23 protein-coding genes are annotated in these 25,747 nt (G+C 66.7%); 10 read left to right on the forward strand and 13 right to left on the reverse strand.

Annotated elements, in window-relative coordinates; all coding sequences use genetic code 11:
* Positions 1 to 18 precede the first annotated feature (18 nt).
* Both rpmA and rplU read right to left on the reverse strand, forming a co-directional pair.
* Positions 19 to 273 carry a 50S ribosomal protein L27 gene (gene rpmA, locus GO591_RS08500; RefSeq protein WP_157156422.1) on the reverse strand — a complete coding sequence of 85 codons (255 nt, stop codon included), beginning with the start codon at positions 271 to 273 and terminating at the stop codon, positions 19 to 21.
* Positions 274 to 286: 13 nt separating this feature from the next.
* A complete protein-coding gene (gene rplU, locus GO591_RS08505; protein WP_157156423.1) occupies positions 287 to 595 on the reverse strand; it encodes a 50S ribosomal protein L21 in 309 nt (102 codons plus the stop codon).
* 317 nt (positions 596 to 912) lie between these two features.
* On the opposite strand from rplU, the gene GO591_RS08510 reads away from it, so the two are divergent.
* Positions 913 to 1,188 (forward strand): DUF4031 domain-containing protein, encoded by a 276-nt coding sequence (locus GO591_RS08510; RefSeq protein ID WP_157156424.1) that lies wholly within the window; start codon positions 913 to 915, stop codon positions 1,186 to 1,188.
* Positions 1,189 to 1,246: 58 nt separating this feature from the next.
* Here GO591_RS08510 and GO591_RS08515 read toward each other — a convergent pair whose 3' ends face one another.
* The 9 genes from GO591_RS08515 to GO591_RS08555 form a co-directional block, all read right to left on the reverse strand.
* Positions 1,247 to 3,682, reverse strand: coding sequence for an Rne/Rng family ribonuclease (locus tag GO591_RS08515; protein WP_157156425.1), 2,436 nt, complete (start codon positions 3,680 to 3,682; stop codon positions 1,247 to 1,249).
* A gap of 480 nt (positions 3,683 to 4,162) precedes the next feature.
* A complete protein-coding gene (gene ndk, locus GO591_RS08520) occupies positions 4,163 to 4,579 on the reverse strand; it encodes a nucleoside-diphosphate kinase (RefSeq protein WP_157156426.1) in 417 nt (138 codons plus the stop codon).
* Positions 4,579 to 4,974, reverse strand: a complete 396-nt coding sequence (locus tag GO591_RS08525) for a DUF4233 domain-containing protein (protein WP_232466106.1) — start codon at positions 4,972 to 4,974, stop codon at positions 4,579 to 4,581. Before GO591_RS08525 ends, ndk begins: the two co-directional genes overlap by 1 nt.
* Complete coding sequence (locus GO591_RS08530) at positions 4,962 to 6,368, reverse strand: bifunctional folylpolyglutamate synthase/dihydrofolate synthase (protein ID WP_157156428.1); 1,407 nt, start codon at positions 6,366 to 6,368, stop codon at positions 4,962 to 4,964. The genes GO591_RS08525 and GO591_RS08530 overlap by 13 nt, the downstream gene beginning before the upstream one ends.
* A complete protein-coding gene (gene ileS, locus GO591_RS08535; RefSeq protein WP_157156429.1) occupies positions 6,365 to 9,622 on the reverse strand; it encodes an isoleucine--tRNA ligase in 3,258 nt (1,085 codons plus the stop codon). The genes GO591_RS08530 and ileS overlap by 4 nt, the downstream gene beginning before the upstream one ends.
* 246 nt (positions 9,623 to 9,868) lie before the next feature.
* On the reverse strand, positions 9,869 to 11,434 hold the full coding sequence (locus GO591_RS08540) for a dipeptide ABC transporter ATP-binding protein (RefSeq protein ID WP_157156430.1): 1,566 nt from the start codon (positions 11,432 to 11,434) through the stop codon (positions 9,869 to 9,871).
* Positions 11,431 to 12,267, reverse strand: a complete 837-nt coding sequence (locus GO591_RS08545) for an ABC transporter permease (RefSeq protein WP_157156431.1) — start codon at positions 12,265 to 12,267, stop codon at positions 11,431 to 11,433. Before GO591_RS08545 ends, GO591_RS08540 begins: the two co-directional genes overlap by 4 nt.
* The gene (locus tag GO591_RS08550) at positions 12,264 to 13,196 is read right to left on the reverse strand and encodes an ABC transporter permease (protein WP_157156432.1); all 933 of its coding nucleotides are present in this window, start codon (positions 13,194 to 13,196) and stop codon (positions 12,264 to 12,266) included. Before GO591_RS08550 ends, GO591_RS08545 begins: the two co-directional genes overlap by 4 nt.
* Positions 13,193 to 14,830: an ABC transporter substrate-binding protein gene (locus GO591_RS08555; protein WP_157156433.1), complete on the reverse strand. Its 1,638-nt coding sequence runs from the start codon at positions 14,828 to 14,830 to the stop codon at positions 13,193 to 13,195. The genes GO591_RS08550 and GO591_RS08555 overlap by 4 nt, the downstream gene beginning before the upstream one ends.
* A gap of 90 nt (positions 14,831 to 14,920) precedes the next feature.
* Here GO591_RS08555 and GO591_RS08560 point away from each other — a divergent pair, with 90 nt between their 5' ends.
* Together GO591_RS08560 and GO591_RS08565 are read left to right on the forward strand one after the other, a co-directional pair.
* Complete coding sequence (locus GO591_RS08560; RefSeq protein ID WP_198295445.1) at positions 14,921 to 15,526, forward strand: TetR/AcrR family transcriptional regulator; 606 nt, start codon at positions 14,921 to 14,923, stop codon at positions 15,524 to 15,526.
* A gap of 9 nt (positions 15,527 to 15,535) precedes the next feature.
* Entirely contained in the window at positions 15,536 to 15,895 is a 360-nt protein-coding gene (locus tag GO591_RS08565) for a hypothetical protein (RefSeq protein WP_157156434.1), read from the forward strand.
* A gap of 46 nt (positions 15,896 to 15,941) precedes the next feature.
* On the opposite strand, the gene GO591_RS08570 is transcribed toward GO591_RS08565, so the two are convergent.
* Positions 15,942 to 17,420 carry an HNH endonuclease signature motif containing protein gene (locus tag GO591_RS08570; protein ID WP_157156435.1) on the reverse strand — a complete coding sequence of 493 codons (1,479 nt, stop codon included), beginning with the start codon at positions 17,418 to 17,420 and terminating at the stop codon, positions 15,942 to 15,944.
* Between the two features lie 149 nt (positions 17,421 to 17,569).
* Here GO591_RS08570 and GO591_RS08575 point away from each other — a divergent pair, with 149 nt between their 5' ends.
* Positions 17,570 to 18,181, forward strand: coding sequence for a GNAT family N-acetyltransferase (locus GO591_RS08575; protein ID WP_157156436.1), 612 nt, complete (start codon positions 17,570 to 17,572; stop codon positions 18,179 to 18,181).
* Here the strand turns inward: GO591_RS08575 and GO591_RS08580 are convergent.
* Positions 18,178 to 19,176 (reverse strand): NAD-dependent epimerase/dehydratase family protein, encoded by a 999-nt coding sequence (locus GO591_RS08580; protein ID WP_157156437.1) that lies wholly within the window; start codon positions 19,174 to 19,176, stop codon positions 18,178 to 18,180. The genes GO591_RS08575 and GO591_RS08580 overlap by 4 nt on opposite strands.
* A 96-nt stretch (positions 19,177 to 19,272) precedes the next feature.
* Between GO591_RS08580 and valS the strand changes: the two genes are divergently transcribed.
* The 6 genes from valS (at position 19,273) to GO591_RS08610 (ending at position 25,630) form a co-directional block, all read left to right on the forward strand.
* Positions 19,273 to 21,936 (forward strand): valine--tRNA ligase, encoded by a 2,664-nt coding sequence (gene valS / locus GO591_RS08585; protein ID WP_157156438.1) that lies wholly within the window; start codon positions 19,273 to 19,275, stop codon positions 21,934 to 21,936.
* The gene (locus GO591_RS08590; protein ID WP_157156439.1) at positions 21,936 to 22,163 is read left to right on the forward strand and encodes a hypothetical protein; all 228 of its coding nucleotides are present in this window, start codon (positions 21,936 to 21,938) and stop codon (positions 22,161 to 22,163) included. The genes valS and GO591_RS08590 overlap by 1 nt, the downstream gene beginning before the upstream one ends.
* A gap of 70 nt (positions 22,164 to 22,233) precedes the next feature.
* Positions 22,234 to 23,205: an ABC transporter substrate-binding protein gene (locus GO591_RS08595; RefSeq protein ID WP_157156440.1), complete on the forward strand. Its 972-nt coding sequence runs from the start codon at positions 22,234 to 22,236 to the stop codon at positions 23,203 to 23,205.
* Between the two features lie 30 nt (positions 23,206 to 23,235).
* Positions 23,236 to 24,018, forward strand: a complete 783-nt coding sequence (locus GO591_RS08600; protein ID WP_157156441.1) for an ABC transporter permease — start codon at positions 23,236 to 23,238, stop codon at positions 24,016 to 24,018.
* Positions 24,015 to 24,785 carry an ABC transporter permease gene (locus tag GO591_RS08605; protein WP_157156442.1) on the forward strand — a complete coding sequence of 257 codons (771 nt, stop codon included), beginning with the start codon at positions 24,015 to 24,017 and terminating at the stop codon, positions 24,783 to 24,785. The genes GO591_RS08600 and GO591_RS08605 overlap by 4 nt, the downstream gene beginning before the upstream one ends.
* A complete protein-coding gene (locus GO591_RS08610) occupies positions 24,782 to 25,630 on the forward strand; it encodes an ABC transporter ATP-binding protein (RefSeq protein WP_232466107.1) in 849 nt (282 codons plus the stop codon). The genes GO591_RS08605 and GO591_RS08610 overlap by 4 nt, the downstream gene beginning before the upstream one ends.
* Positions 25,631 to 25,747: the final 117 nt, after the last annotated feature.

Consider the following 25,747-nt stretch of genomic DNA (forward strand, 5'->3'; position numbering starts at 1 on the left):
TGGAGTGAAACAAGAAAACTAGCTGGCCGCCACGATGTTGACGACCTTGCGGCCGCCCTTCGAGCCGAACTGAACCGCTCCCGCCTCAAGGGCGAACAGCGTGTCGTCCCCGCCACGGCCGACGCCTGCGCCGGGGTGGAAGTGAGTGCCGCGCTGACGGACGATGATCTCTCCAGCACCGACGACCTGGCCGCCGAAACGCTTCACACCGAGGCGCTGTGCGTTCGAGTCGCGACCGTTACGGGTCGAGGAAGCTCCCTTTTTATGTGCCATTTCAGCGCCTGCCTTACTTGATGCCGGTGATCTTGACGCGGGTCTGGTCAGCGCGGAAACCCTGACGCTTCTTGTACCCGGTCTTGTTCTTGAACTTCTGGATGGTGATCTTCGGGCCACGGAGGTCTCCGAGGACCTCAGCAGTGACCTTGACCTTCGCAAGCGACTTAGCGTCGTGCGTGATCGTGTCGCCATCGACGAGCAGCACCGGGGCGAGCTCGATGTTGCCATCCTTATCAGCCGCGATGCGGTCAAGAACGACGATCGAACCAACTTCGACCTTCTCCTGCCGACCACCGGCGCGCACAACTGCGTAAACCACTTCTAACCCTTACTTTTCAGAGGAAATCTCTTGGCGACCAGCGCGGACACAGCCCAGCGCACACCAACGGTCAAGATTACTCGATGCTGTGCGCTTCGGTCAAACCGCGTCCACGATCCCTGCAGCAGTGGGTGTTGTGCAGGATGTCGCGTGAGCCAGTTCCGCGAATGAGCCACTTCCAGAAGGATCAGCTCAGCCAAGATTGTCCATGGTAGCAACTCGATCGCCACCGCGTGTGCAGCGCGCCGGAATGTCGGAAGAGGCATCCGCGTGTCCCGCCACCCGACTGTCTACAATCGGCGCATGGCGGTGATTCCATGACGGTGCTCATCGATCCGCCCAGGTGGCCGGCGCACGGCATGCTGTGGGCGCACCTGGTGAGCGACGAGTCCCTGGCCGAGTTGCACGCGTTTGCTGCGTCAGCTGAGATACCGCCTCGGGCGTTCGACCACGACCACTACGACGTGCCGGAGAACCGCTATGCCGATCTGGTTGCTCGTGGTGCCGAGCCGGTCAGTGGACTGGATCTGGCCCGCCGGCTGGAGGCCAGCGGGCTGCGGGTGAAGCAGCGCGACAAGAAGCCGCACGCGTAACCGCTGGTTGAGGAGCGCCGCGAGGGCGCTCCTCATCAACAAGCGAGTCTGGCGCTATCTAGCTGATGGTGCCCGGAGCCCCACCGGAGGACTGCACGCGGCGCGAGGTGCGCGCGGTGCGACCCTGGCCGGGCTGCTTCGGTTCGGGCAGCGCCTCAAGCACCGAGCCGAGGATCTGCTGAGCCTCTTCGGTGTTGATGCGGCGGTTCTGACGGGCCTTCTTGACCGGGATGTCGAGGATGGCAACTGTCGCCTCGGCGGCCGCAACCGTCTCGGCATCCGTCTTCGCCTCGCGCACGGCGTCGGCGACCTGCTCCAGCTTGCCTGTGGCGGCCTGCTCGGCTGCCTCGGCGGCAGGCTCAGCCGATTCGCCCTCCTGGGTGTGCGCCACGGTGCTCGCGGCGATCTGGGCGAGAGCGTGTCGCACGTCCTCGGTGATCGCGTGAGTGCCCGCGCTGGCTGCGACCGGCTTCTGCTGCTGGGCGTTGCCGCCACCATTGCCGCCGTTGCCGTTTCCGCCGTTGCCGCCCTTGCCGCGGCGGTTACTACGCCCGGACTCCGGCTGCTGGCTGCGGTGCTTCGTGACGGGGTCGTGGTGCACGATGATGCCTCGGCCGGCACACGTCTCGCAGGGCTCGCTGAAGGACTCGAGCAGTCCGAGGCCCAGCTTCTTGCGGGTCATCTGCACGAGACCGAGCGAGGTGACCTCGGCGACCTGGTGCTTGGTGCGGTCGCGGCTCAGGCACTCGACGAGACGTCGCAGCACCAGGTCACGGTTGGATTCGAGGACCATGTCGATGAAGTCGACGACGATGATGCCGCCGATGTCCCGCAAACGCAGCTGTCGCACGATTTCTTCGGCCGCTTCGAGGTTGTTCTTCGTGACGGTCTCTTCGAGGTTGCCGCCCGACCCGACGAACTTGCCGGTGTTGACGTCGACCACGGTCATCGCTTCGGTGCGGTCGATGACGAGCGAACCGCCCGAGGGCAGCCACACCTTGCGGTCGAGCGCCTTCTCGATCTGCTCGGTGATGCGGAACTCGTCGAAGGCGTCACGCTCGCCCTCGTACTTCTCGACGCGCTCGAGCAGGTCCGGGGCGACCGCGGCCAGGTAGCCCTCGATCGTGGCCTGGGCATCGTCACCGGAGATGACGAGCTTCTGGAAGTCCTCGTTGAAGACATCCCGGATGATCTTGACCAGCAGGTCGGGCTCGGAGTGCAGCAGCGCGGGAGCGTTCACGGTCTCAACCTGACGGCTGATCTGTGCCCACTGCGCGGTCAGCCGGTTGACGTCGAGGGTCAACTGCTCCTCGGTGGCCCCCTCGGCAGCTGTGCGGACGATGACGCCGACGTTCTCGGGCAGCACCTCCTTGAGGATCTTCTTCAGCCGGGCACGCTCGGTGTCGGGCAGCTTGCGGCTGATCCCGTTCATCGAGCCGTTCGGCACGTAGACGAGGTAGCGACCAGGCAGCGAGACCTGGCTGGTGAGCCGGGCTCCCTTGTGGCCGATCGGGTCCTTGGTGACCTGCACCAGCACCTTGTCGCCGGGCTTGAGTGCCAGCTCGATGCGGCGCGCCTGGTTCTTGTTCTCGCTCTCGGCGGCGGCGGCTTCCCAGTCGACCTCACCCGAGTAGAGCACGGCGTTCCGGCCGCGCCCGATGTCGACGAATGCGGCTTCCATGCTCGGCAGCACGTTCTGCACGCGGCCGAGGTAGACGTTGCCGATCAGCGAGCCGTCCTGCGACTTGGCGACGTAGTGCTCGACGAGCACGCCATCCTCGAGGACACCGATCTGGATGCGTCCGTTCTTCGACCGAACGACCATGGAACGGTCGACGCTCTCGCGGCGGGCGAGGAACTCGGCCTCGGTGATCACCGGACGGCGACGACCGGCGTCGCGACCGTCACGGCGACGCTGCTTCTTGGCCTCGAGACGCGTGGAGCCCTTGACCTTCTGCGGCTCAGTGATCAGCTCAGGCTGCTTGCGCGGCTGGCGGACCCGCACAGTGGTGTTCGGCTCGTCGTCACCCTCGCGGACGTCGTCCGCGCTGCGCCGGCGGCGCCGGTTGCGGGGAGCACCGCGGTCTTCGTCGTCATCGGCGTCGTGCTCGGGGAGCGGCGGCAGCGGTGCGATCGCCGGCGCGTGGAAGAGCAGCGACGTGGTCGAGGTGGCGACGAGCTTCACCTCGGCGGGCTTCGGCTCGGTGGCGGCTGCTTCCGGCGAAGCGGATGCCTCGGCCGACTGCGCCTTCAGGGGCTCAGCCTCGTCAGACGCGCTGTCTTCGGCGGCAGTGGCCTCGGCGTTGCCCTGCTCAACGGTGTCCGCGTCAGCGGACGTCTCAACGGTGCCCGTCTCAACAGTTCCCGCCTCGGGTGCGGCCTCGACGTCGGTCAGCGGTTCATCGGCGCTCGTCTCGAGGACCGGCTGACCGGTCTTCTTCCGGGCTCCGAAAAGCCGCGTGCGTCGTCTGGGTGTTCCTTCGTTCCCTACCATCGTGGTAGCACTCCTCGCCCGGTGCGGGTAACCGCGCACCCGCCGGGTACTTCTCACGCGGGAACGCCATGGCGTCCGCCGCTAATCCTGTCGTCTGCGATCGTGTGCGACACTGCGGTTCGCGATCACTATCGCTGCGCTCTGTCACAACGCTTCGGAACTTGCTATCCGACACGCCAGCGAATCGGTTCGCTGCCTGCGTGGCCCGGTTTGCCCGGTAAGCCTTCATTGGCGCCAGTTCGGGCGCGGCCCGTCTGACTACATCAAATTATCGCACGGTACCCGTGAAACCCCGCACATCGCCCCCACCAAGCCTGTCGCGGTACTCGCGAAGGATGCTCACACGTGGTTGGTCGCGCTTGTCGCGGTCTCGGCAAGCTCGACCAGGGAGGGTGCGGCTGGTACTAGCCGACTCGTTCGAGCCGCGAAACAGCGAACGCCGCCGCCCAGTGGCGACGGCGTTCACTGTACGTGTGTGGCTTATGCGAACCAGAGGCCCAGCTCGCGCTCCGCGGTTTCGGGAGAGTCGCTGCCGTGCACGAGGTTCTGCTGCACCTTGAGGCCCCAGTCACGGCCGAGGTCGCCGCGGATGGTGCCGGGCGCGGCGGTCGTCGGGTCGGTGGTGCCGGCGAGAGCGCGGAAGCCCTCGATCACCCGGTCGCCGGCGGCACGGATGGCCACGATCGGGCCCGACTCCATGAACTCGAGCAGCGGCTCGTAGAACGGCTTGCCCTCGTGCTCGGCGTAGTGCTTGGCGAGCAGCTCCCGGTCGGCCTGCACGAGCTTGATGTCGACGAGGCTGTACCCCTTCGCTTCGATGCGGCGCAGGATCTCGCCGGTGAGGTTGCGGGCGACCCCATCGGGCTTGACCAGGACGAGGGTTTCTTCGACTGCCATTACTCTCCTTCTCTCGTGTCAGGCGCTGACGCCGCATTCCTGCGATCGATCTGCCTGCCCTTTACAAGGTAGTAGACGAACATGGCCGCAAAGCCCGCACCGATCAGGTACATGAGCGGCTCCAGCAGCCCGAGCGCGATCAGCACAACTTGCAACCCGAGCGCAAGCCAGATGCCAACCGGGTAACGGAGCAACCGCACGGCGACAATCAGCAGCACGACGAGCGCTCCCCCGCCGATGAAGGCCACCGGCGCCGGCAGCCGCTGCAGGCCGAACACCACGATTGTCGCGAAGAAGACCAGGAACATTTCCAGCGCGAGCACGATCGAGAGCAGGCTCTCGGTCACCGTGCGCACGCGACGAGGCCTGGGTGCCTCGGCGCTCACTTCATCCACCGTTCACTTTCGGCGAGGCCGATGACCTCGCCGATCAGCGTGATCGAGCCGGCGACGAGTGCCGCACCGCGTTCGGTTTCGCCCGCGAGTGCTCGGGCCTCATCCATCGCGGTGGCCAGGTTTGGTTCGACCCGGACCCGGTCGGGGCCGGCGACCGCGACGACGATGGTCGCCAGCGCATCAGCCTCGAGGGAGCGTTCCGAGTCCGACTCGGTGACGATGAACTCGGCCACCACCGGGTCGAGTGCCTCGACGATGCCGCGGGCGTCCTTGTCGGCGAGCACGCCGAGCACGCACACGACGTGGTCGAAGGTGAAGTAGCTGGTCAGCGCGGCCGCCAGCGCGGCGGCGCCGTGCGGGTTGTGGGCGGCGTCGACGAGCACGGTGGGATCGGTGCCGACGATCTGCAGACGGCCGGGCGACGTGACCGAACCGAGTCCCTCAGCGAGGGTGTCGTGGTCGAGCGGGTGCGCCCCGTCGCCGAGGAATGACTCGACGGCGGCAATCGCGAGCGTCGCGTTCTGCGCCTGGTGGTCGCCGAACAACGGCAGGAACAGGTCGTCGTACTGGCCGGCGCGTCCGCGGACGCTGATCACCTGGCCACCGACGGCGACCGTGTTCGACAGCAGCGCGAACGCGTCGCCGTCCACGGCGAGCAGGGATTCGTTCTGCTCCGCGGCGAGCCGGATCTCAGTGAGCGCCTCGGGGGTCTGCAAGGCGGAGACGACGCGGGCGGCGGGTTTGATGATGCCCGCCTTGGTGCGCGCGATCTCACTGATGGTCTCGCCCAGTCGCTTGGTGTGGTCCAGCGCGATCGGCGTGAACACGGCCACCTGACCGTCGGCGACGTTGGTGGAGTCCCACTCACCGCCCATGCCGACTTCGAGCACGGCGACATCCACCGGGGCATCCGCGAACACCGCGAAGGCCAGCACCGTGAGCGCCTCGAAGTAGGTCAGCGGCTGTTCGCCGTTGGCGGTCAGTTCGGCGTCGACCATCAGCAGGTAGGGCTGGATGTCGGACCAGTTCGACGCGAGCGCGGCGTTGGATACCGGCACTCCGTCGATCACGATCCGCTCGTTCAACCGGGTCAGGTGCGGGCTGGTGAGGAGCCCGGTACGCAGGCCGTAGGCACGCAGGATGCTCTCGATCATGCGGCTGGTCGAGGTCTTGCCGTTCGTTCCGGTGACGTGCACGACCGAGAACGAGTGCTGCGGATCGCCCAGCAGCTGAGCGGCGCGGCGCGTCGGTTCCAGGCGCGGTCTCGGCGTTCCCTCCCCCACGCGGCCGAGCAGGTCGTCGATCACGCGGTCGGCTGCATCCTGATACTCGTGGTCGTCGAACGCGGCGTCGTCGTACTGGCCGCTCGCGTCGAAGATGTCGTCCTTGCTCATGCGCGCTCCAGGGTGACGCTTACGGTCGACTCAGCGCCGACCTGGGTGCTGCCTGCGCCGTCGGTGACGGTCAGTTCGACGGCCAGGGTCTCGGCCGCGATCAGATCCCGGTGGGTCTCGATGGACGAGGTGGCGTCGCTTTCAAGGCGGAGCTTGATGCGGTCGCTGACGTCGAGGCCGGCGTCCTTGCGTGCCTGCTGCACGGCACGGATCACGTCGCGGGCCAGGCCCTCGGCTTCCAGTTCCTCGGTGGTCTCGGCATCCAGCAGCACGAAGCCGCCGCCGGGCAGGAAGGTGATCGCGCTGGAGGCGTCGTCGGCCTGCAGGTCGAGTTCGAACTCGCCCTCGAGCAATTCGATGCCATCCACGACGACAGTGTCACCGGTCTGCTCCCAGAAGCCCTTCTTCGCGCCGGCGATGACGTGCTGAACGTCCTTGCCGATGCGCGGGCCGGCTGCGCGGGCGTTCACTGTGAGCTTCCGGGTGATGCCGAAGTCGGTGAGGCTCGACTCCGCGAGCGGGGTGAGCGTGACCTCCTTGACGTTCAGTTCTTCACGCAGGATGTCGGTGAACTCGGTGAACTGTTCGCCATCCTCGCTGACCACGGTGAGGCTCGCCAGCGGCAGGCGCACGCGCAGCTGGCGGGCCTTGCGCAGCGCGAGCCCGGCCGAAGCGATCTCGCGGACCCGGTCCATGGTGGCGACCAGGTCGGGGTCGGCGCCGAAGGCGAGCTCGTCCGGCCAATTCTCGAGGTGCACGCTGCGACCGCCGGTGAGGCCACGCCAGATCTCTTCGCTCACCAGCGGGACCAGCGGAGCGGCGACCCGGCACAGGGTCTCCAGCACCGTGTACAGCGTGTCGAAGGCGTCGTGCCAGCCGGCTTCGCCGGTGTCGCCGGTCCAGAACCGGTCACGACTGCGGCGCACGTACCAGTTGGTGAGCACGTCACCGAAGTCGCGCAGCGCGTTCGTGGCCAGCGGGCTGTCGAGGTGCTCGAGGTGATCGGTGACCTCGATGATCAGGTCGCGGGTCTTGGCGAGCAGGTAACGGTCGAGCACGTCGGTGGAGTCGGTGCGCCACGTCGCCGTGTACCCGTCCTCGCTCGCGGCGTTGGCGTACAGGCTGAAGAAGTAGTAGGTGCTCCACATCGGCAGCAACAGCTGCCGGACGCCCTCGCGGATGCCCTCCTCGGTGACGACCAGGTTGCCGCCGCGGATCACCGAGCTGGACATCAGGAACCAGCGCATCGCGTCTGCGCCGTCGCGGTCGAAGACCTCCGAGACATCCGGATAGTTCTGCAGCGACTTCGACATCTTCTGCCCGTCACTGCCGAGCACGATGCCGTGGCTGATCACGTTCTTAAATGCCGGCCGGTCGAACAGCGCGGTGGCCAGCACATGCATGGTGTAGAACCAGCCGCGGGTCTGGCCGATGTATTCGACGATGAAGTCGGCGGGGTTGTGGCTGTCGAACCACTCGGCGTTCTCGAACGGGTAGTGCACCTGCGCGAACGGCATCGAGCCGGAGTCGAACCAGACATCGAGCACGTCTTCGATGCGGCGCATCGTCGACTGACCGGTCGGGTCATCCGGGTTCGGCCGGGTGAGCTGGTCGATGTACGGCCGGTGCAGGTCGGGTTCGCCCTCGCCATTGTGTGGCAGTGCGCCGAAGTCGCGTTCAAGTTCCTCGAGCGAACCGTAGACGTCGACCCGCGGGTACTCGGGGTTGTCGCTCTTCCAGACCGGGATCGGGCTGCCCCAGTACCGGTTGCGGGAGATCGACCAGTCGCGGGCGCCTGCCAGCCACTTGCCGAACTGGCCGTGCTTGACGTTCTCGGGTACCCAGGTGATCTCTTCGTTCAGCTCACCCATCCGGTCGCGGAATTCGGGGACGCGCACGAACCAGCTGGACACGGCCTTGTAGATCAGCGGCTGGCGGCAACGCCAGCAGTGCGGGTAGCTGTGCTCGTAGCTGGCGACCTTGAGCAGCCTGCCCTCGGCGCGCAGTAGCTGGGTGAGCGGCTTGTTCGCCTCGAACACGTGCATGCCGGCGACGGGCTCAACCTGCGGGAGGAACTTTCCGCCGTCGTCGACGGAGAGGATCACCGGGATGCCGGCACCGGCGGCGACGAGCTGGTCGTCTTCGCCGTAGGCGGGTGCCTGGTGCACGATGCCGGTGCCCTCGCCGGTGGCGACGTAGTCCGCGGTGAGGATCTGCCAGGCGTTCTCGGTGCCCCAGGTCTCGGTGTCGGCGTAGAAGTCCCACAGCCGGTCGTAGTGCACACCGTTGAGGTCGCGACCGGTGACGGTCTTCGTGCGCGCAGCGAGGGCGTCGGCTGCGGAGTCGTAGCCAAGCTCCTTGGCGTAGCTGGAGAGGGTGTCGGTGGCCAGCAGGTACTCGGCGACGCCTTCTTCGGCGCCGTCGCCGGCTCCGTTCGGGCCGCTTGGGATGATCGAGTACTCGATGTCGGGGCCGACCGCGAGCGCGAAGTTCGTGGGCAGCGTCCACGGCGTGGTGGTCCAGGCGAGTGCCCGCACCGCGGTCAGGCCGAGCGCCTCGGCCTTGGTCCCGACCAGCGGGAAGGTGACCGTGACCGTCTGGTCCTGGCGCATCTTGTAGACGTCGTCGTCCATGCGCAGCTCGTGGTTGGACAGCGGGGTCTCGTCGTTCCAGCAGTACGGCAGCACCCGGAAGCCCTCATAGGCGAGGCCCTTGTCGTAGAGGCGCTTGAACGCCCAGATGACGCTCTCCATGAACGAGACGTCAAGGGTCTTGTAGTCGTTCTCGAAGTCGACCCAGCGTGCCTGCCGGGTGACATAGGCCTGCCACTCCTTGGTATAGCGCAGCACCGATTCGCGGGCCGCGGTGTTGAACGCGTCGACCCCCATCTGCTCGATCTCTTCCTTCTTGGTGATGCCGAGCTGGCGCATCGCCTCGAGCTCAGCGGGAAGACCGTGCGTGTCCCAGCCGAACCGACGCTGCACCTGCTTGCCGCGCATGGTCTGGAAGCGCGGGAAGATGTCCTTCGCGTACCCGGTCAGCAAATGGCCGTAGTGCGGCAGGCCGTTGGCGAACGGCGGGCCGTCGTAGAACACCCACTCCGGCGCGCCCTGCCGCTGGTCAATCGACGCCTTGAAAGTGGCGTCATCCTTCCAGAACTCGAGGATTCGCTCTTCGATCGCCGGGAAATTCGGCGACGGCGAGACACCCGACTGATCGTCGGAGCTCTCGCGGCGGTTGCGGGGGTACGTCATGTGTCTCCTCGGGAGGGATTGCATCTGCACGAGGACGCTGCTTGGTCTCACCCTGCAGCGCGGTACCACCCCGCTTGCCGCCCGTTGCCGGACGACCGCTTGTTCATTGGCTGTGACGGGCCAGACCCGTTCGGTTCTACTGAGCGTTCCACCGTGATGGGCCACCGTTCTTCCGAAAACTCCCCGGTGATGCCGGATCGGTGTCGTTGCCGTTCAGAATACCGTGAATCGCCTGAGGACTCGTCGTCAGCGCACCAGGGCGGGCATCGCCGACAGCAGGCGAATGGTGAATGGATGCTGCGGCGACTCCAGGACCGACGCCGCATCCCCCTGCTCGACGACGACGCCGTCCTTCAGGACCAGGATGTCGTCGGCGAGCTGACGGATCACGCCCAGGTCGTGGGAGATGAACACCATCGACAGCCCCAGCCGCTGCTGCAGGTCGCCGAGCAGGTCGAGCACCTGCCGCTGCACCGACACGTCGAGGGCGGACACCGGCTCGTCGCAGACGAGGATCTCCGGCCGCCGGGCCAGGGCCCGCGCGATCGCGACTCGCTGCCGTTGACCTCCGGAGAGTTGATGCGGTCGGCGGCGACGGAACTCTTCGGACAGCCCGACCTGACCGAGCAGCTCGACAATGCGGGCCGGTCGCTCGGCGCGCGGGGTGTCGGTGAGGCTGAGCGCCTCGGTGATGATCCGCTGCACGCTGTGCCGCGGATCCAGTGCACCGAACGGGTCCTGATCGATCAGCTGGATGCGGGCGCGGCTGCGTCGCCGGCGGGACTCGGACAGCTCCGACCACGGTTTCCCGCCGAGGGTGACCGTGCCGGCATCCGGCCGTTCCAGGGCCAGCAGCAGGCTGGCGAGCGTGCTCTTGCCGGAGCCGGACTCGCCGACGACACCGAGCGTGGTTCCGGCGCGCAGGTCGAGCGAGACCCCGTCGAGCGCACGGAATGGGGTGTGATCGGGGCGTCGGTAGGCCTTGACGAGGTCCCGGGCACTGAGCACGACCTCACCGGGGTCGGAGGCGCCATTCCCGCTGCCTTGCTTGGCTCCCGGGACGGCATCGATCAACATGCGCGTGTACGGGTGCTGCGGCGAGGACAGCAGGGATGCGGCATCCGCGGTCTCGACGATCTCGCCGTCCTTCATCACGGCGATGCGGTCGGCGAGTCGGGCCACCAGGCCGAGGTCGTGACTGACCAGCAGAAGGCCGAGTCCCTGCCGCTTGAGGGTGGCGAGCAGGTCGATGATCTGCACCTGCACGGTCGCGTCGAGCGCGGTGGTGGGTTCATCGGCGATCAGCAGGGCCGGTCCAGCGGCCAGCGCCGAGGCGATCAGCGCCCGCTGGCGCAATCCCCCGGAGAGTTCATGGGGGAACTGCCTGGCGCGCTGCGCAGGCTCGGGCACCGCGACATCCGCCAGCAGGGAGAGCACCCGCTGACCGATGTCGCTTGGCTCCCGGTCGTGTACCTCGATAGCCTCGGCGACCTCGCGCCCCACGCGGCGCAGCGGGTCGAGCGAGACCAGCGCGTCCTGGCTGACCAGTCCGATGTGGCGGCCACGGATGCCTCGCCAGTCGTCCTCGCGGAACCGGGAAGCGTCGCGACCTGCCACGACGAGCGAATCGGCTCGCGCGGTGCCGCCATCGGGGGTGAGCCCCAGCAGGGCGAGTGCGGTTTGCGTCTTGCCGGAGCCGGACTCACCGACCAGGGCGAGGCACTCCCCCGGGGCGATCTCGAAGGAAACGCCGTGCACAACCTCGGTGGCACCGAACCAGACCCTCAGATTGTCGACGGACACGAAGCTCATGCGCGTCCCCTTTGCCTGAGATAGCGGCCGAGAGTGCTGGTCGCGATGACCGTGACGGTGATCGCGAGACCGGGGAACACGGCGATCCACCACGCGGTGGAGAGGAAGTTGCGACCCTCGGACAGGATCAGGCCCCACTCCGGGGTCGGCGGGTTCGGGCCCATGCCGAGGAAGCTGAGGCCGGCGGCCGAGACGATCGCGGTGCCGACGCCGATGGTGGCCATCACCAGCAGCGGTCCGAGCATGTTCGGGACCACGTGGTCGAGGGTGGAGCGCCAGCGGGGCACGCCGAGCGCGGTCGCGGCGCGCACGTAACCGGACCTGCGGATGACGATGGTCTGCGACCGGGCGATCCGGGCGTAGGCGGGCAAAGCTGCCAGGGAGACCGCGACCAGCAGGCTGACCTCACCGGGACCGACCACCGCGATGACGATGAGCGCGAGCAGGAACTCGGGGAACGCCATCACGATCTCGATGATTCGCGACAGCACGGTGTCGACGCCGCGCGGTGAGATCCCGGACAGCACGCCGACCACGATGCCCGCGAGCAGTGCGAGAACGGTGGCGCCGAAGCCGACCACCAGTGAGTACCGCGCGCCGTGGACGACCCGGGCGAAGACATCCCGGCCCGCCTGGTCGGTGCCGAATGGATGCCCGGCACTGGGGGGCTCGAGCGAGTTCGCCACATCCGTCTTCAGCGGGTCCAGCGCGGTGAACAGAGTCGGCCAGAGGGCGGCCGCGAGGATCACGACGAGCACCACGGTCGCGGCGATCACCCCGGCGGGTGCGGCTTTCCAGCGAGCCGCCTGCGGGTTGGAAACGATTGTGGTCATACGGGCACCGTCAACAGGCGCGGGTCGAGCCGCTCATGCAGCAGGTCGACGATGAGGTTGGTCACCGCGAACACGATCGCGGCGAGCACGATGATGCCGAGGACGACCGGGATGTCGCGACCGAGGATCGCGCGGACCGCGACGCCGCCGAGCCCAGGCCTTGCGAACACCGTCTCGACCAGGACGGCGCCGCCGAGCAGGGTTCCGATCAGGTATCCGGTGAGGGTGATGGTGTCGCCGGCGGCATGTCGAAGGGTGTGACGTCGCACCAGACGGCCGTGGCCGACGCCGCGGGCTCGGGCGGTGGTGGCGAATGGCTGCTCCGCGGCTGCGTCGAGCCCCTGCCGCAGCACCTGGCTGATGATGCCCGCGACGGGCAGGGCGAGGGTGAGTGCAGGGAGGATCAGCGAGGCGATGCCCTCGCTCGCCGCGACCGGGAACCAGCCCAGTCCGAAGCCGAACACGGCCAGCAGCACCAGCCCGATCCAGAATGTCGGCGAGGAGACCACCACCAACTCGACGAGCGAGACCAGCGACTTCGAACGCCGACCGCGGGCGACGAAGGCGGCGATCGTGGCGAGGAAGAGCACGAACAGCAGGGCAAGCCCGGTGAGTTGCAGGGTCGGCAGCGCCTGTCGGCCGATGACCTCGGCGACCGGCTGGCGGAGCTGGTACGACTCGAGTTGTCCGGTGACCAGCTGGCCGAGGTAGGCGAAGTACTGCACGATCACCGGCTGGTCGAGCCCCCAGTCGGCGCGGATCTGGTCGCGCACGCTCTCGGCGACGCGCGCGTTGATGCCGAGCATGACATCGACCGGGTCACCGGGAATCAGGCGCAGGGCGATGAAACCCGCGGTGGCGGCTCCCCAGATGACGAGCAGCATGCCGCCCAGCCGGCCGAGGAGCCGCACCGCGAGTCGCTGGGTCATCCCTCGACGGTAGCGCCGTAGAACGAGGCGCGGCCGTACAGGTCGAAGGTGAGTCCGCTGACCTTCTCGTTCGCTGCGGTGATCTCAGAGGGCACGTAGAGCGGAACGATCAGTACCTGCTCGTTGTTCCACTGCTGGATCTCCTGGTACAGCGCCTCACGCTCGGCAGGGTCGCTGGTCGAGACGGCCGCATCGAGCTTGGCGTCGAGTTCGGGCTTCGTCACCGTGGAGACGGTCTGGAAGCCGCCGGTGTGCAGGTGGCTTCGCAGCACGTCGGCGTCCGGGCTGGAGAAGCCCCAGTCGGTGATGTCGAAGGTGCGCGGGCCGTACAACTCGTTGTACTGGGCGGGTTCGAGCGCTTCGCGTACGATCTCGAAGCCGATCTCACGCAGGTCGGACTGGATGACGTCGCCCAGTGCGGCCTTGTCATCCGGGACCGGGGTCCAGGCAATCCACTGTGCGCTCAGACGCTGGCCGTCCTTGACGCGGTAGCCCTCGGCGTCTCGCTCGGTCCAGCCGGCTTCGTCGAGCAGCTGGTTCGCCTTCTCCGCATCGAATGGCCAGCTCTCTTCGAGGCTCGCGTCGTACGAGTTCGGCGTGGTCGGTGCGAGTACGCTCCAGGCCCGGTCGAACTGGCCGCCGTAGATGTTCTCGATGGCGGCATCCAGGTCGAAGCCGATCCGGAACGCTTCGCGCACCTTCTGGTCGGCGAACACGCCGTTGGCCTCGTTGATGTACAGCGAGTACGGGATGCCGGGCAGTTCGACCGAGGTGGTCTCGAAGCCGTCGCCGATCTGGCCGGCCATGGTGGGGGTGACATCCGCGATCACGTCGACCTCGCCGCTGGTGAGGGCACCGGCGCGGGTGGACTGCTCGGGCAGGATCCGGATCACGAGGCGGTCGGATGCCGCTTTCCCCTGGTGCTCGGAACCCTCCGGTGCCCAGTTGTAGTCGGGGTTCGCCTCGAACACGAGCTCCTGCGCGGGGGTGAACTCGGTGAGGATGAACGGTCCGGTGCCGACGGTGACGTCGGGGCCGCCGGCGCGCAGCTCGTCCTGTGCCTCATCGAGGACCTTCGGCGAGTAGAAGCCGAGCTGAGGCAGGCTGACGCCCTGCAGGAACGGTGCGTACGGCTGGCTGAAATTGACCCGCACGGTGAACTCGTCGACGACCTCGGTGTCGACGTAGTAGCCGCCTTCCTTGGCGTAGCCGATCAGGCTCGCGGCCTGGGCGGAAGCGGTCTCATCGGCGACGACGTGGTCGAAGTTCGCCTTGACCGCTTCGGCGTTGAACGGTTCGCCGTCGTGGAAGGTGACGTCCTCGCGCAGGGTGAATGTGTACTGCAGGCCGTCGTCGGAGATTTCCCAGCTCTCGGCGAGCCATGGTGCGAAGCTGCCGTCGGGGTTCTGGGCGACGAGTGAGTCGAAGGTGTTGCGCAGCACGAGGGAGGAGACATCCAACTGGGTGGAGTGGATGTCCATGTGTCCGTCGGAGAGGTTCGCCCCCTCGATGCCGAAGGTGATTGTCGACTCGTCGCTGGCGCCGGTGGTTGCGCAGCCGGCGAGAAGGAGGGATGCCGTGGCGACTGCGGCGAGGATGCCGACGCGGGCTGGGCGGGAACGGAGAATGGGCATGCCGGGGTTCTCTCTGTGCTGTGTGGGAGGGAGTCAGATCATCCTAGCTTTATTGGACTCGGTACAAATAATCTGGACGGGTGGAGCAGCGTGACTGATACGTCGCCGCAGCGGGGGCGTCCCCGGGCGGTCTCGCGTGCGATGCTGCAGGAGGCCGCGTTCGAGCTGTTCCTGGAACTCGGATACGACGGCACCACGGTCGGTGAGATCACCCAGCGAGCGGGGGTCAGCCGGGGCACGTTCTTCAACAACTTCGCCTCGAAGAGTGACGTGTTCTGGGTCGATCTCGATGAGAGCATCGATGCCCTGGCCGATGCTCTTGGGCAGGTGCCGGCCTCGGCCGGCCAGAATGCGTTGCGTCTGGTCGCGAGCACGCTGGTGCACCTGGCGGGTAGTTATGGAGCGTCGCGGGTTCCGTGGGCTTTGACGCAGAGCGAGTTCATCGGTGCCGATCAGGAGTTGCAGGCATCCGCGCTCGGCCGGTTCGTCAGGCTGACGACGCTGGTGACAGGGTTCATTCAGCGGCTGCATCCGGATGCCTCGGCCATGGTCGCTCGGGCTGCGGCGTTTGCGGTGGGCGGGGCGGTGGTGGCGGCAGCGCAGGAGTGGGCCGCCGCGGGCACCGACCGCGGCGAGCTGTCGAGCTATCTGCGGGTGACGCTTGAGCCCGTGGTCGCCGGGTTCGGTGCGCTGTAAGTTGAGGGCATGCAGGCACAGCGAGGCGCCGGACGCCGTGGCAGTGTCAGGTTCCTGGCTGCGATTGCCGTCGCGTCGGTCGCGTCGGTGTCGCTCGCAGGGTGCGGCGCCACGATCGAGCGGCTCCCGGAAGGCTCCCTCGCCACTTGGCAAGTCGGGGTTGTCCATCCGTCGCCGCCGCCACCGAACGCGTGCGCTGACGACCCTGCGGTCGAATCCTCACTCCAAAGTCTGGATCTGCCGTCGTCCCACTACGGCTACTCGCTCATTGCGGACGCAACCGAGAGCGACGCGGAACGAGTCGCCGACTGCATCGCAGCGGGGATCTCGAGCGGCAACATCACGATCGCCCCGCCGGCTTCGGAATGACGCCGGGACGCGGAGCCTGCAGAGGTGGTCGGGTACGGATTCCTGTTCAGCTCCGTTTGCGAGCGCTGATGCGGGTGCGGGCTTTGCTCACGGGTTTCCACCTGCCGGTCCGGTCAAGCCAGGGTGGCGCTTTCAGGTGCGGTGCGCCGCGGATCATCTGGATCTGCCAGCCGGACGAATCGATGGTGCGGTGGTGGAACCAGCACAACAGGACTCCGTTGTCGGTGTGAGTTTCTCCATCGCGGGAGGCTTCCTGCACATGATGGATCTCGCACCAGCCAGCCGGAATGTTGCAGTCATCGATCAGGCAGCCGCCGTCGCGGAGGCTGATCGCCTTGCGTTGGGCGGGAGTAAAGGACCGTTGCGGGGAGCCGAGGGCAATGATCCGGCCGAAGGAGTCGAAGCTGACCGGTTGAATGCCGCCAGTGCAGGCGAATTGGTTCACCGCGGCCATCGAGATCGGGTCGGTCAGCCCGTCGATCCAGCCGGCACCCCGGCCGCTCGTGAGGTCTTCGGCGGTGACGCTGACCAGCACTGTCGGAGCAGCGCCGCCGAGGGTGGGAGTATTCCCGGATCTTGCCCAGCTATCGATCATCGTCGCGAAGACGTCGTGACGTTGTTGATCAGTGCTTCGGGTGTCCCCTGACGCCTCAGCCTGCAGGCGTTCGGCGTCGGTGAGGAAGACGCCGGTGGTCTTCGGGGCCAGGTAGGCATCGAACAGGCGGTCAAGCTTCGCAGCGATCTCCGGCAGCAACGCATAGGTGCCGTGCACGAGGCCGTCGCGGAGCCGTCCGCGGGAAAACAGCCGGTTTCGCATGGCACGTTCCTCGGACGGTTGCAATCCGTCCGGGTCGAGCACCGCCCGCCAGATCGCGGCCTGGATCGCTAACTCATCCGCCGGACACGGATACGAGGGTGCGCCGGACACGGGAAGCTCTTCCGTCACGCCGTCAGGGCCGACGTCGGGGCCGTCGTCACCGGCGGCGACGCCGTCACCGGCGGTGCAGTCTGAGGGAGGCATCCCTGTGGCCGCGGCGACCAGCTCGGTCTCGGCCGCGGCCAACTCCACGGGGTGCGCGGCACTGAATGCCGGTTGCAGGCCTTTCACGATCGCGGTTGCGGCATCGATGCCAATGCGGCCCGTCGTGATAGCGTCGGCGACTTTCGGGAACCGTGCCGGCAACACCTCGCCGGTCAGCGCGGTTGCCGGTTGCAGGTCCTTGCCGAGCTTCAGACGCTGGTGCGCCGTCAGTGCACTGATCAGGGTCACCCTTTGCAGCAGCTCGACGGGGTTCCGGCAGCCCTTCCGCACGGCCAGGCCCTCTGAGCCGAGCTCGCGGCGGGACCGGTCGCCAACCTCCGCCGCAGTGACGACCCGCAACCCGTCCACCGCCCGCCCGAGCCGTTCGACGGCGGCGGTCAGTGCCAGCAGGTCGTCGTCGACGAGCCCAGCGATCGCGGCTTTGGGCACGATCCCGGCAGCTTCGACGGCCATTCGGTCGAACTGGACTGCGAGGTTTTGCATGGTCTAATTCTCCCAGAGTAGAACACAAATACGAAGCTGTTTCGCGAATCTTGGGATAAGTCATGCGGTGCCCCGCCTGTGGAGGAGAGGAGACGATGTGGAGAGCAGAGAGGGAAGGCTCAATCCCACCGCCCACTAGGCTCCAAACCATGGTCGCCGCCGCCCTCCCATTCGAGTTCACGACACCGCTCACCACCGAGCGGCTAACAATCCGACTGCTGACAGAGGCAGACACCGACGCGGTTCACGCTTACCAATCCCGCGAAGATGTCTGCCGCTACCTTCTCTTCGAACCTCGCACGCGAGACGAGGTGAAGGCTCGCCTGGCCGTCCACGCCACCCACACTCGACTCGAGAAGGACGGCGACTATCTACAGCTCGCGGTCGAACGCACCAGCGACGGACAGGTCATCGGCGACCTCTACTTCACGATCAAGAGCGTCGAGAACGACTGCGGTGAGATCGGCTGGAGCTTCCACCCTGACTTCAACGGACAGGGCTACGCGACAGAGGGCGCCCGCCGCATCCTCGACCTCGCCTTCGACACGCTCAATCTGCACCGCGTGATCGCGGAACTCGACCCGCGCAACGAGCGCTCGATCGCCCTCTGCCGTCGACTCGGGATGCGCGAAGAGGCGCACTTCGTCGAGGACATGTGGTTCAAGGGTGACTGGGCGGATACCGGTATCTACGGCCTCCTCGCCCGCGAGTTCGAAAGCCACCGCCTAGGCGGGCAACCGACTCCGTCGGTACTGACCTAACTGGCCGAACTGACCGAAGCCAGCACCCGCTGCTCCAACTCCGGGTCCAGACCAACCGCCGGCCGATCTTCCCGCTGCGGCGGAGTGCCGCCGATTGACTGCAGCCAAGCCCAGGTGTCGGCGACCGTCTCTTCGACCGGTCGGCAGTGCAACCCAGCGGCGAGCGCCTTCGTCACATCGCTCTCGTGGAAAGAACCGTGCAACTCCCCCGGCGGAAGCCATATCGGCAAATCAGTCCACGGCTCAATCCCAGCGGCAAGGATCACCTCGGGCGGCACCCACCGGAGCACCGCCCTCGAACCCGTCATCCGCACGGCCGCCTCGAGCAGGCTGCCCATGGTGGCGTGACCGACGGGAGCCACGATGTTGTAGGCACCATGGAGACCGGATGCCCCGGCAGTCAGGCACCAACTCGCAAGGTCACGCGCATCGATGTACTGGATGCCAAGGCCTGCCGGCCCCGGTGCGAGCACCTCACCGCCGCGGGCGATCCTGTTCAGCCACCACGGCAGCCTGCCGACGTTCTCATGAGGTCCGAGAATGACACCCGGTCGCGCAAGCACCGCACGATCACCGAAGGAGGCGACGACGGCGAGTTCGGCACCGGCCTTGGCTTCCGGGTACTCGACATCCCCGGCATCCGGTGAGGCCTGAACGACCGCGGCGTCCTCGCCGACTCCCGCGGGAAGCGGGCTGGCATACACCGACCGGCTGGACACATACACGTACCGACCCGCCCGGGACGCGAGCAGCGAAGCCGAGTCACGCACAACGGATGGCGCCCATGACCAGGTGTCAACGACGACATCCCAGCTGCCATCTTCCAACGCTGCCAGCCCCCTGGGAGCGGTACGGTCCCCGACCAACGCGGTCACCCGGTCGGTTGCCGGCCGAGTCCCCCGGTTGAACGTGGTCACCGACCAGCCTCTGGCGAGTGCCTCATCCACGACCGCGCGGCCGACGAACTGCGTGCCTCCCAGAACCAACACCCTCATCGCTGCCTCCCCGCTGCGGTTCGGTACCATTACAGCAGTCCACACTCAGGCACCTCACCCCAGACTCGGTGCCGCACATATTGAACCGGAGCATCCATGTCGCAGATTCCTGAGAAGCCGGCCCTCGAAGGCCTCGAGACCAAGTGGGGCGACCAGTGGGAATCGCAGGGAACGTACCGGTTCGATCGGGAAGCCGCCATCGCGGCACAGGGTCTCGACAAGCTCGACCAACGGGATGGGCTCGACCAGCGGAGTGGGCTCGACCAGCAGCACGAGGCGCGCAAGATCTTCTCGGTTGACACTCCCCCGCCGACGGCATCCGGTTCACTGCACATCGGCCACGTCTTCAGCTACACGCACACCGACGTCACCGCCCGGTACCAACGCATGCGCGGCAAGCACGTCTTCTACCCGATGGGCTGGGATGACAACGGCCTGCCCACTGAACGCCGGGTGCAGAACTACTACGGCGTGCGCTGCGACCCGTCGCTGCCCTACGACGCCGAGTTCACCCCACCGTTCGAAGGCGGCGACAACAAGAGCTCCAAGGCCGCGGACCAGGTGCCGATCAGCCGCCGCAACTTCATCGAGCTGTGTGAACGACTGACGGTCGAGGACGAGAAGCAGTTCGAGGACCTCTGGCGCAAGCTCGGCCTGTCCGTGGACTGGACCCAGACCTACCGCACCATCTCCCCCGAATCCCAGGCCATGGCGCAGAAGGCATTCCTGCGGAACCTCGCCCGCGGCGAGGCATACCAGGCCGACGCGCCGACGCTGTGGGATGTCACCTTCCGCACCGCCGTCGCCCAGGCCGAGCTCGAAGACAAGGACCAGCCCGGCGCCTACCACCGCATCGTGTTCCATCACGAGGCCGGTGACCTGCAGATCGAGACCACTCGGCCCGAGCTGCTGCCCGCGTGTGTCGCGCTGGTTGCGCACCCGGATGACGAGCGCTACAAGCACCTCTTCGGCACCAACGCCACCACCCCGGTGTTCGGTGTCGAGGTGCCAATCGTCGCCCACCACCTCGCGCAGCCGGACAAGGGCTCCGGCATCGCGATGATCTGTACCTTCGGTGACCTGACCGACGTCATCTGGTGGCGCGAACTCGACCTGCCCAACCGCGCGATTCTCGGCTTCGACGGTCGCGTGGTCTCCGATCCGCCCGCCGCGCTCGCGACTCCCACGGCGAAGGCCGCCTACTCGCAGCTCGCAGGCAAGACGGTGTTCAGCGCCAAGCAGGCCGTCGTCGAACTGCTCAAGGCCAGCGGCGAGATGATCGGCGAGCCCAAGTCGATCACCCACCCGGTGAAGTTCTACGAGAAGGGCGACAAGCCGCTCGAGATCGTCTCCACCCGCCAGTGGTACATCATGAACGGCGGCAAGTCCGACGAACTGCGCACCCGCCTGGTCGACCTCGGCAATCACATCGCCTGGCACCCCGATTTCATGCGCGTGCGCTACGAGAACTGGGTGAACGGATTGAACGGCGACTGGCTGATCAGCCGTCAGCGTTTCTTCGGCGTACCGATCCCGGTCTGGTACCCGCTCGACGCTGACGGCAACCCGGTGTTCGACTCGCCCATCGTCCCCGACGAGGCGAGCCTGCCGGTCGATCCGTCATCGGATGTCGCGCCCGGTTACCGCGAGGAGCAGCGCAACCAGCCCGGCGGCTTCGTCGGCGAACACGACGTCATGGACACCTGGGCGACGTCGTCGCTGACCCCGCAGCTGGCGGGCGGCTGGGAAGTGGACCCCGAACTCTGGAGCGCCGTCTTCCCCTACGACCTGCGCCCGCAGGGCCAGGACATCATCCGCACCTGGCTGTTCTCCACCGCGTTGCGTTCGCTGCTCGAGCACGACGGTCAGGCGCCGTGGAAGCACACCGCCATCTCCGGCTTCATCGTCGATCCCGACCGCAAGAAGATGTCCAAGTCCAAGGGCAACGTGGTCACCCCCGCTGGCATGCTCGACGAGCACGGTTCGGACGCCGTGCGCTACTGGGCGGCTTCCAGCCGGCTGGGTACGGATGCCGCGTTCGACCCGCAGAACCCGAAGCAGATCAAGATCGGCCGACGTCTGGCGATCAAGATCTTGAACGCGGCCAAGTTCGTCTACTCGTTCCCGGAGGTCTCGGCAGGCTCGACCAGCGGAGGTGGCTCGACCAGCTCCGGCGCCACCGAACCGCTCGACCTCGACCTGCTGGCCATGCTCGCTGACGTCGTCGCCCAAGCCACCAAGGCCTTCGACGAGTACGACCACGCCCGTGCCCTAGAAGTCACCGAGCAGTTCTTCTGGACCTTCTGCGACGACTACCTCGAGCTGGTCAAGGAACGTGCGTATGGCGCCGGCACTCCCGAGGGTCAGGCGAGCGCCGTCTACACCCTCCGCACGGCGATCAACATCATGCTGCGACTGTTCGCCCCGTTCGTTCCGTTCGCCACCGAAGAGGTGTGGAGCTGGACCCACGAGGGCAGCGTGCACACCGCACCCTGGCCGATCCCGGCCGAGGCGAGCAGCGAGGCACCGACCGGGCTGCTGCCGCTGGTCAGCGCCGCCCTGATCGGCATCCGACGGGCCAAGACCGATGCCAAGGCGTCGCAGAAGACCGACGTGACCGAGGCGCTCATCGCCGGTCCCGCGGCGCTCGCCCAGGCCGCAGCCGATCTCAAGGCCGTCGGCCGCATCGCCGAGCTGCGTTTCGAGGACTCCGATGAGGTCGCCGTTCGCAGCATCACCCTCGCCCCGCAGGAGTCGTAATGCAGCTCGGCACCAGATGGAACCTCGGAACCGAACCGCCGGCAAGGCTGTCGGATGCCGTCACCGACGCCGTGCGCAGGGTCGAAGCCGACGTGGCCGACTTTGACACCGCAGGCTGGTGTTGGACCCTCACCTGGCTCGAAGGGCGTGCCGTAGTCGAACTCGACGACGGCACGCTCGTGCGCGAGGCATCCGATGGCTCGGTGACCGTGACGGAGCTGGACTGACGACGTAGAGTCCGAGTAATCGCTCGCAACGCGAACGGCAATTCCCAGCAGTCACAAAGGAGTGATGGTCATGAGGAATACCCTTTTAGCCGGCGTCGCGCTGGCTTCCGCGGTCGCCCTCGTCGGGTGCACCGCAGGCACGCCCGAACCGGAGGAGTCGCCCGGAGCCGAGGGGGAACTCACCCCGATCACGGTCGGCATCATCCCGATCGTCGACACGGCACCGCTGCACCTCGGCGTCGAACAGGGCTTCTTCGAGGACGAGGGCCTCGAAGTGACCATCGAGTCCGGTGCCGGCGGCGCCGCCCTGATCCCGGGCGTCGTCAGCGGCGACTTCGACTTCGCGTTCGGCAACTATGTCTCGAGCATGGTCGCGCGCGACCGTGGCCTGGACATCGTCTACGTCGCAAACGGCAACTCCACCACCGGTGACCCCGAGTTCGACTTCGGCGGCGTCGTGGTCTCGGCCAACTCCGACATCCAGTCCCCTGCCGACCTCGCGGGAAAGCGCGTGTCGGTGAACACCCTGGCGAACATCGGTGACACGACGATCCGGCAGGTCGTCGAAGACGACGGTGGCGACCCGGAATCCATCGAGTTCGTCGAGATCCCGTTCCCGGATGCCCCGGCAGCGCTGGAGAACGGACAGGTAGACGCGGCGTGGATCCTTGACCCGTTCATGACCACGGCCGTCGACGCGGGTGCCCGGGTGATCTCGTACAACTTCGCCGATTTCGATCCGGCCTTGGATGTCTCGGGCTACTTCAGCTCCGGCGACCAGATTGAGGCAGAGCCCGAGAAGGTCGAAGCGTTCCAGGCTGCGATGAACCGGTCGCTCGAATACGCCCAGGAGAACCCCGACGAGGTTCGCCGCATCGTCACGACCTACACGGAGATCGCCCCGGATGTTCTCGAGCGGATCGCGCTCCCGAAGTTCAACCCGGAGTTCAACCGCGATGCGATCGAGAAGCTCGGCGCGGCCGCGCAGAAGTACGGCACGATCAGCGAAGAGCCGAACCTCGACGAACTGCTGGCGAACTAACCGCGACTCACCGCGAGCAGGAGCAGCGGAATGCGCACCAAAGTCTTCTCCGGCCCACTTCTCGGAGTCGTCGGCATCCTGTTGTTCCTGCTCGTCTGGGAGGCGATTCCCCGACTGGGACTCGTGAGCCCGCAGTACCTGCCGCCGGCCAGCGACGTGGTCACGCGGCTCATCCAGTACTTCGGCGATCCGGAGTTCTGGAACGACGTCGCCGAGACCATGATCACCTGGGCCATCGGCCTCGGCATTGCGGCAGGCGCCGCCATCGTCCTGGGGTTGGTCATCGGCTCCAGCCCATTCCTCCGGAAGGCCACTCACTCGACCATCGAGTTCTTCCGCCCGGTGCCTTCGGTCGCACTCATCCCGCTGGCGGTGCTGCTGTTCGGCATCAAGATGGAGTCGACGATCATGCTCATCATCTACGCCGCGTTCTGGCAGGTGCTGCTGCAGGTGCTCTACGGGGTCGCCGACATCGACTCGGTCGCGAACGACACCGCGAAGAGCTACGGGCTGGGGACCCTCGCCCGAATGCGCTACGTCGTCTGGCCGACCACCCTGCCCTACCTGATGACGGGAATCCGGCTGGGCGCGGCCGTCGCCCTGATCCTGGCGATCACCGGCGAACTGCTGATCGGCAGCCCCGGCCTCGGCAAGCAGATCGCCCTCACCCAGGCCGGCGGGGCGGTCACCTCGATGTATGCGCTCATCCTCGCCACGGGATTCATCGGGGTCATCATCAATCTCTTCGCGCGCGCTGTCGAGCGGCGCGTGCTCGCGTGGCACACCTCCGTGCGTGGGGAGGTCATCGTATGAAGACTCTGAAACGGGTCCTGTACTTCGTAGCGCTCCCGATCCTCCTCATCCTCCTGTGGTGGGTCCTCACCCTCGGCGAGGTGAACTTCTACACGCCGAAGCCTGGGCAGCTGGTTGAGACCTTTGCCGAGGTGTGGTTCAGTGACCGCTTCTTCGACGACGTGCTGCCCAGCATCACGCGCCTCTTCGTCGGTTTGTTCGCCGCGATTCTGTTGGGCATCGTGCTTGGCGTGCTGATCGGCTCCGTCCGCTGGCTGCGTCGGTTGTTCGAGCCGCTTCTGGAGTTCTTCCGCGCCATCCCGCCACCCGTCCTGGTGCCGCTGCTGCTGCTGCTGATCGGCGTGAACGACACCATGAAGGTCGTGGTGATCGTCTCGGGGGCGATCTGGCCGGTGTTGCTGAACACCGTAGAGGGCGTCCGGGCGGTTGATGAGGTGCTCGGCGACGCGAGCCGCGTCTACGGTCTCACCGGGTTCGCACGCCTGAGGTACCTGGTGCTGCCATCAGCCAGCCCACAGATCATGGCCGGGGTGCGGCAAAGCCTCTCGATCGGGCTGATTTTGATGGTGATCTCGGAGATGTTCGCCTCCTCGTCGGGCCTCGGTTTCACGATCATCCAGTTCCAGCGGTCGTTCGCGATCCCGGAGATGTGGAGCGGCATCGTCCTGCTAGGGCTCATCGGAATCGCCCTCTCGTTCATCTTCCAGTTCGTCGAGCGTCGCGTTCTGCACTGGTACCACGGCCTCAAGGAGCTGCACACCTCATGACCGTCAACGAGCACGCCATGTCCATCCCCGATGCACCCGGCACCGTCGCGCCCGCCCTTCGGGTGCGCGATGTCCAGAAAATCTACAAGACGGATGCCGGATCCTTCGAGGCGGTGCATAACCTCACCTTCGATCTCGCCCCCGGTGAGCTGGCATGCCTCGTCGGCCCATCGGGCTCGGGCAAGACGACGCTGCTCAAGTGCATCGCCGGGCTGATGGCCCCGACCAGTGGCAGTGTCGAGCTGAACGGCAAGAAGGTCACCGGCCCTCCCAAGGGCATGGCCGTCGTCTTCCAGGAATACGGGCGAAGCCTGTTCCCGTGGATGACCGTGCGGGGCAACGTCGAGCTTCCACTGAAGAACGCCGGTGTCGCGAAGGCCGAGCGGGAGACGCTCGTGAACGACGCCCTCGAAGCCGTTAGTCTGGCCCACGTGCCGAAGAGCTATCCGTGGCAACTGTCCGGTGGCATGCAGCAGCGCGTCGCAATCGCCCGGGCGGTTGCGTACAAGCCCCAGGTGCTGCTGATGGATGAGCCGTTCGCGGCGGTCGATGCACAGACGCGCGCCGACCTCGAAGACCTGATCCGGTCCATCTGGCACCAGTTGGGCGTCACCGTGCTGTTCGTCACGCACGACATCGATGAGTCCGTGTACCTCGGACAGCGGGTCATCATGCTCTCGAGCTCCCCGACCGTGATCCAGGACGATCTGAGCATCGATCTACCGGATCAGCGTGACCAGCTGACCACCCGCAACGCGCCGCGCTTCGCTGAGCTTCGGGCGCACGTGTACGAGCAGATTCAGATTGCGAAGACCAACGCCGGGAGAACCGACGTCGCGCCCTAGCTCTCGCTGAGAAGTGCCGCACCTCGCCGGAGGCCACCGGAGGTGGGCTGAGAAGGGCCCGGGCTCTAGGAAGCCGTCGAAGTCGCCCGCGACGAGGTGCGGGGTCTGTGAGAGGGA

Origin of the sequence: Diaminobutyricimonas sp. LJ205 (assembly GCF_009755725.1) — a bacterium.
Classification (GTDB): Bacteria; Actinomycetota; Actinomycetes; order Actinomycetales; family Microbacteriaceae; genus Ruicaihuangia.

Bases quoted from the DNA above. Each gene is read 5' to 3' on its own strand.
- GO591_RS08610 (WP_232466107.1), top strand. From the start codon at position 24,782: ATGACCGTCAACGAGCACGCCATGTCCATCCCCGATGCACCCGGCACC.
- GO591_RS08605 (WP_157156442.1), top strand. From the start codon at position 24,015: ATGAAGACTCTGAAACGGGTCCTGTACTTCGTAGCGCTCCCGATCCTC.
- valS (WP_157156438.1), top strand. From the start codon at position 19,273: ATGTCGCAGATTCCTGAGAAGCCGGCCCTCGAAGGCCTCGAGACCAAG.
- GO591_RS08600 (WP_157156441.1), top strand. From the start codon at position 23,236: ATGCGCACCAAAGTCTTCTCCGGCCCACTTCTCGGAGTCGTCGGCATC.
- GO591_RS08570 (WP_157156435.1), bottom strand. From the start codon at position 17,420: ATGCAAAACCTCGCAGTCCAGTTCGACCGAATGGCCGTCGAAGCTGCC.
- rpmA (WP_157156422.1), bottom strand. From the start codon at position 273: ATGGCACATAAAAAGGGAGCTTCCTCGACCCGTAACGGTCGCGACTCG.
- GO591_RS08545 (WP_157156431.1), bottom strand. From the start codon at position 12,267: ATGACCACAATCGTTTCCAACCCGCAGGCGGCTCGCTGGAAAGCCGCA.
- GO591_RS08565 (WP_157156434.1), top strand. From the start codon at position 15,536: ATGCAGGCACAGCGAGGCGCCGGACGCCGTGGCAGTGTCAGGTTCCTG.
- GO591_RS08510 (WP_157156424.1), top strand. From the start codon at position 913: ATGACGGTGCTCATCGATCCGCCCAGGTGGCCGGCGCACGGCATGCTG.
- GO591_RS08580 (WP_157156437.1), bottom strand. From the start codon at position 19,176: ATGAGGGTGTTGGTTCTGGGAGGCACGCAGTTCGTCGGCCGCGCGGTC.
- GO591_RS08595 (WP_157156440.1), top strand. From the start codon at position 22,234: ATGAGGAATACCCTTTTAGCCGGCGTCGCGCTGGCTTCCGCGGTCGCC.
- GO591_RS08540 (WP_157156430.1), bottom strand. From the start codon at position 11,434: ATGAGCTTCGTGTCCGTCGACAATCTGAGGGTCTGGTTCGGTGCCACC.
- GO591_RS08555 (WP_157156433.1), bottom strand. From the start codon at position 14,830: ATGCCCATTCTCCGTTCCCGCCCAGCCCGCGTCGGCATCCTCGCCGCA.
- GO591_RS08590 (WP_157156439.1), top strand. From the start codon at position 21,936: ATGCAGCTCGGCACCAGATGGAACCTCGGAACCGAACCGCCGGCAAGG.
- GO591_RS08515 (WP_157156425.1), bottom strand. From the start codon at position 3,682: ATGGTAGGGAACGAAGGAACACCCAGACGACGCACGCGGCTTTTCGGA.
- GO591_RS08575 (WP_157156436.1), top strand. From the start codon at position 17,570: ATGGTCGCCGCCGCCCTCCCATTCGAGTTCACGACACCGCTCACCACC.
- ndk (WP_157156426.1), bottom strand. From the start codon at position 4,579: ATGGCAGTCGAAGAAACCCTCGTCCTGGTCAAGCCCGATGGGGTCGCC.
- GO591_RS08550 (WP_157156432.1), bottom strand. From the start codon at position 13,196: ATGACCCAGCGACTCGCGGTGCGGCTCCTCGGCCGGCTGGGCGGCATG.
- GO591_RS08530 (WP_157156428.1), bottom strand. From the start codon at position 6,368: ATGAGCAAGGACGACATCTTCGACGCGAGCGGCCAGTACGACGACGCC.
- ileS (WP_157156429.1), bottom strand. From the start codon at position 9,622: ATGACGTACCCCCGCAACCGCCGCGAGAGCTCCGACGATCAGTCGGGT.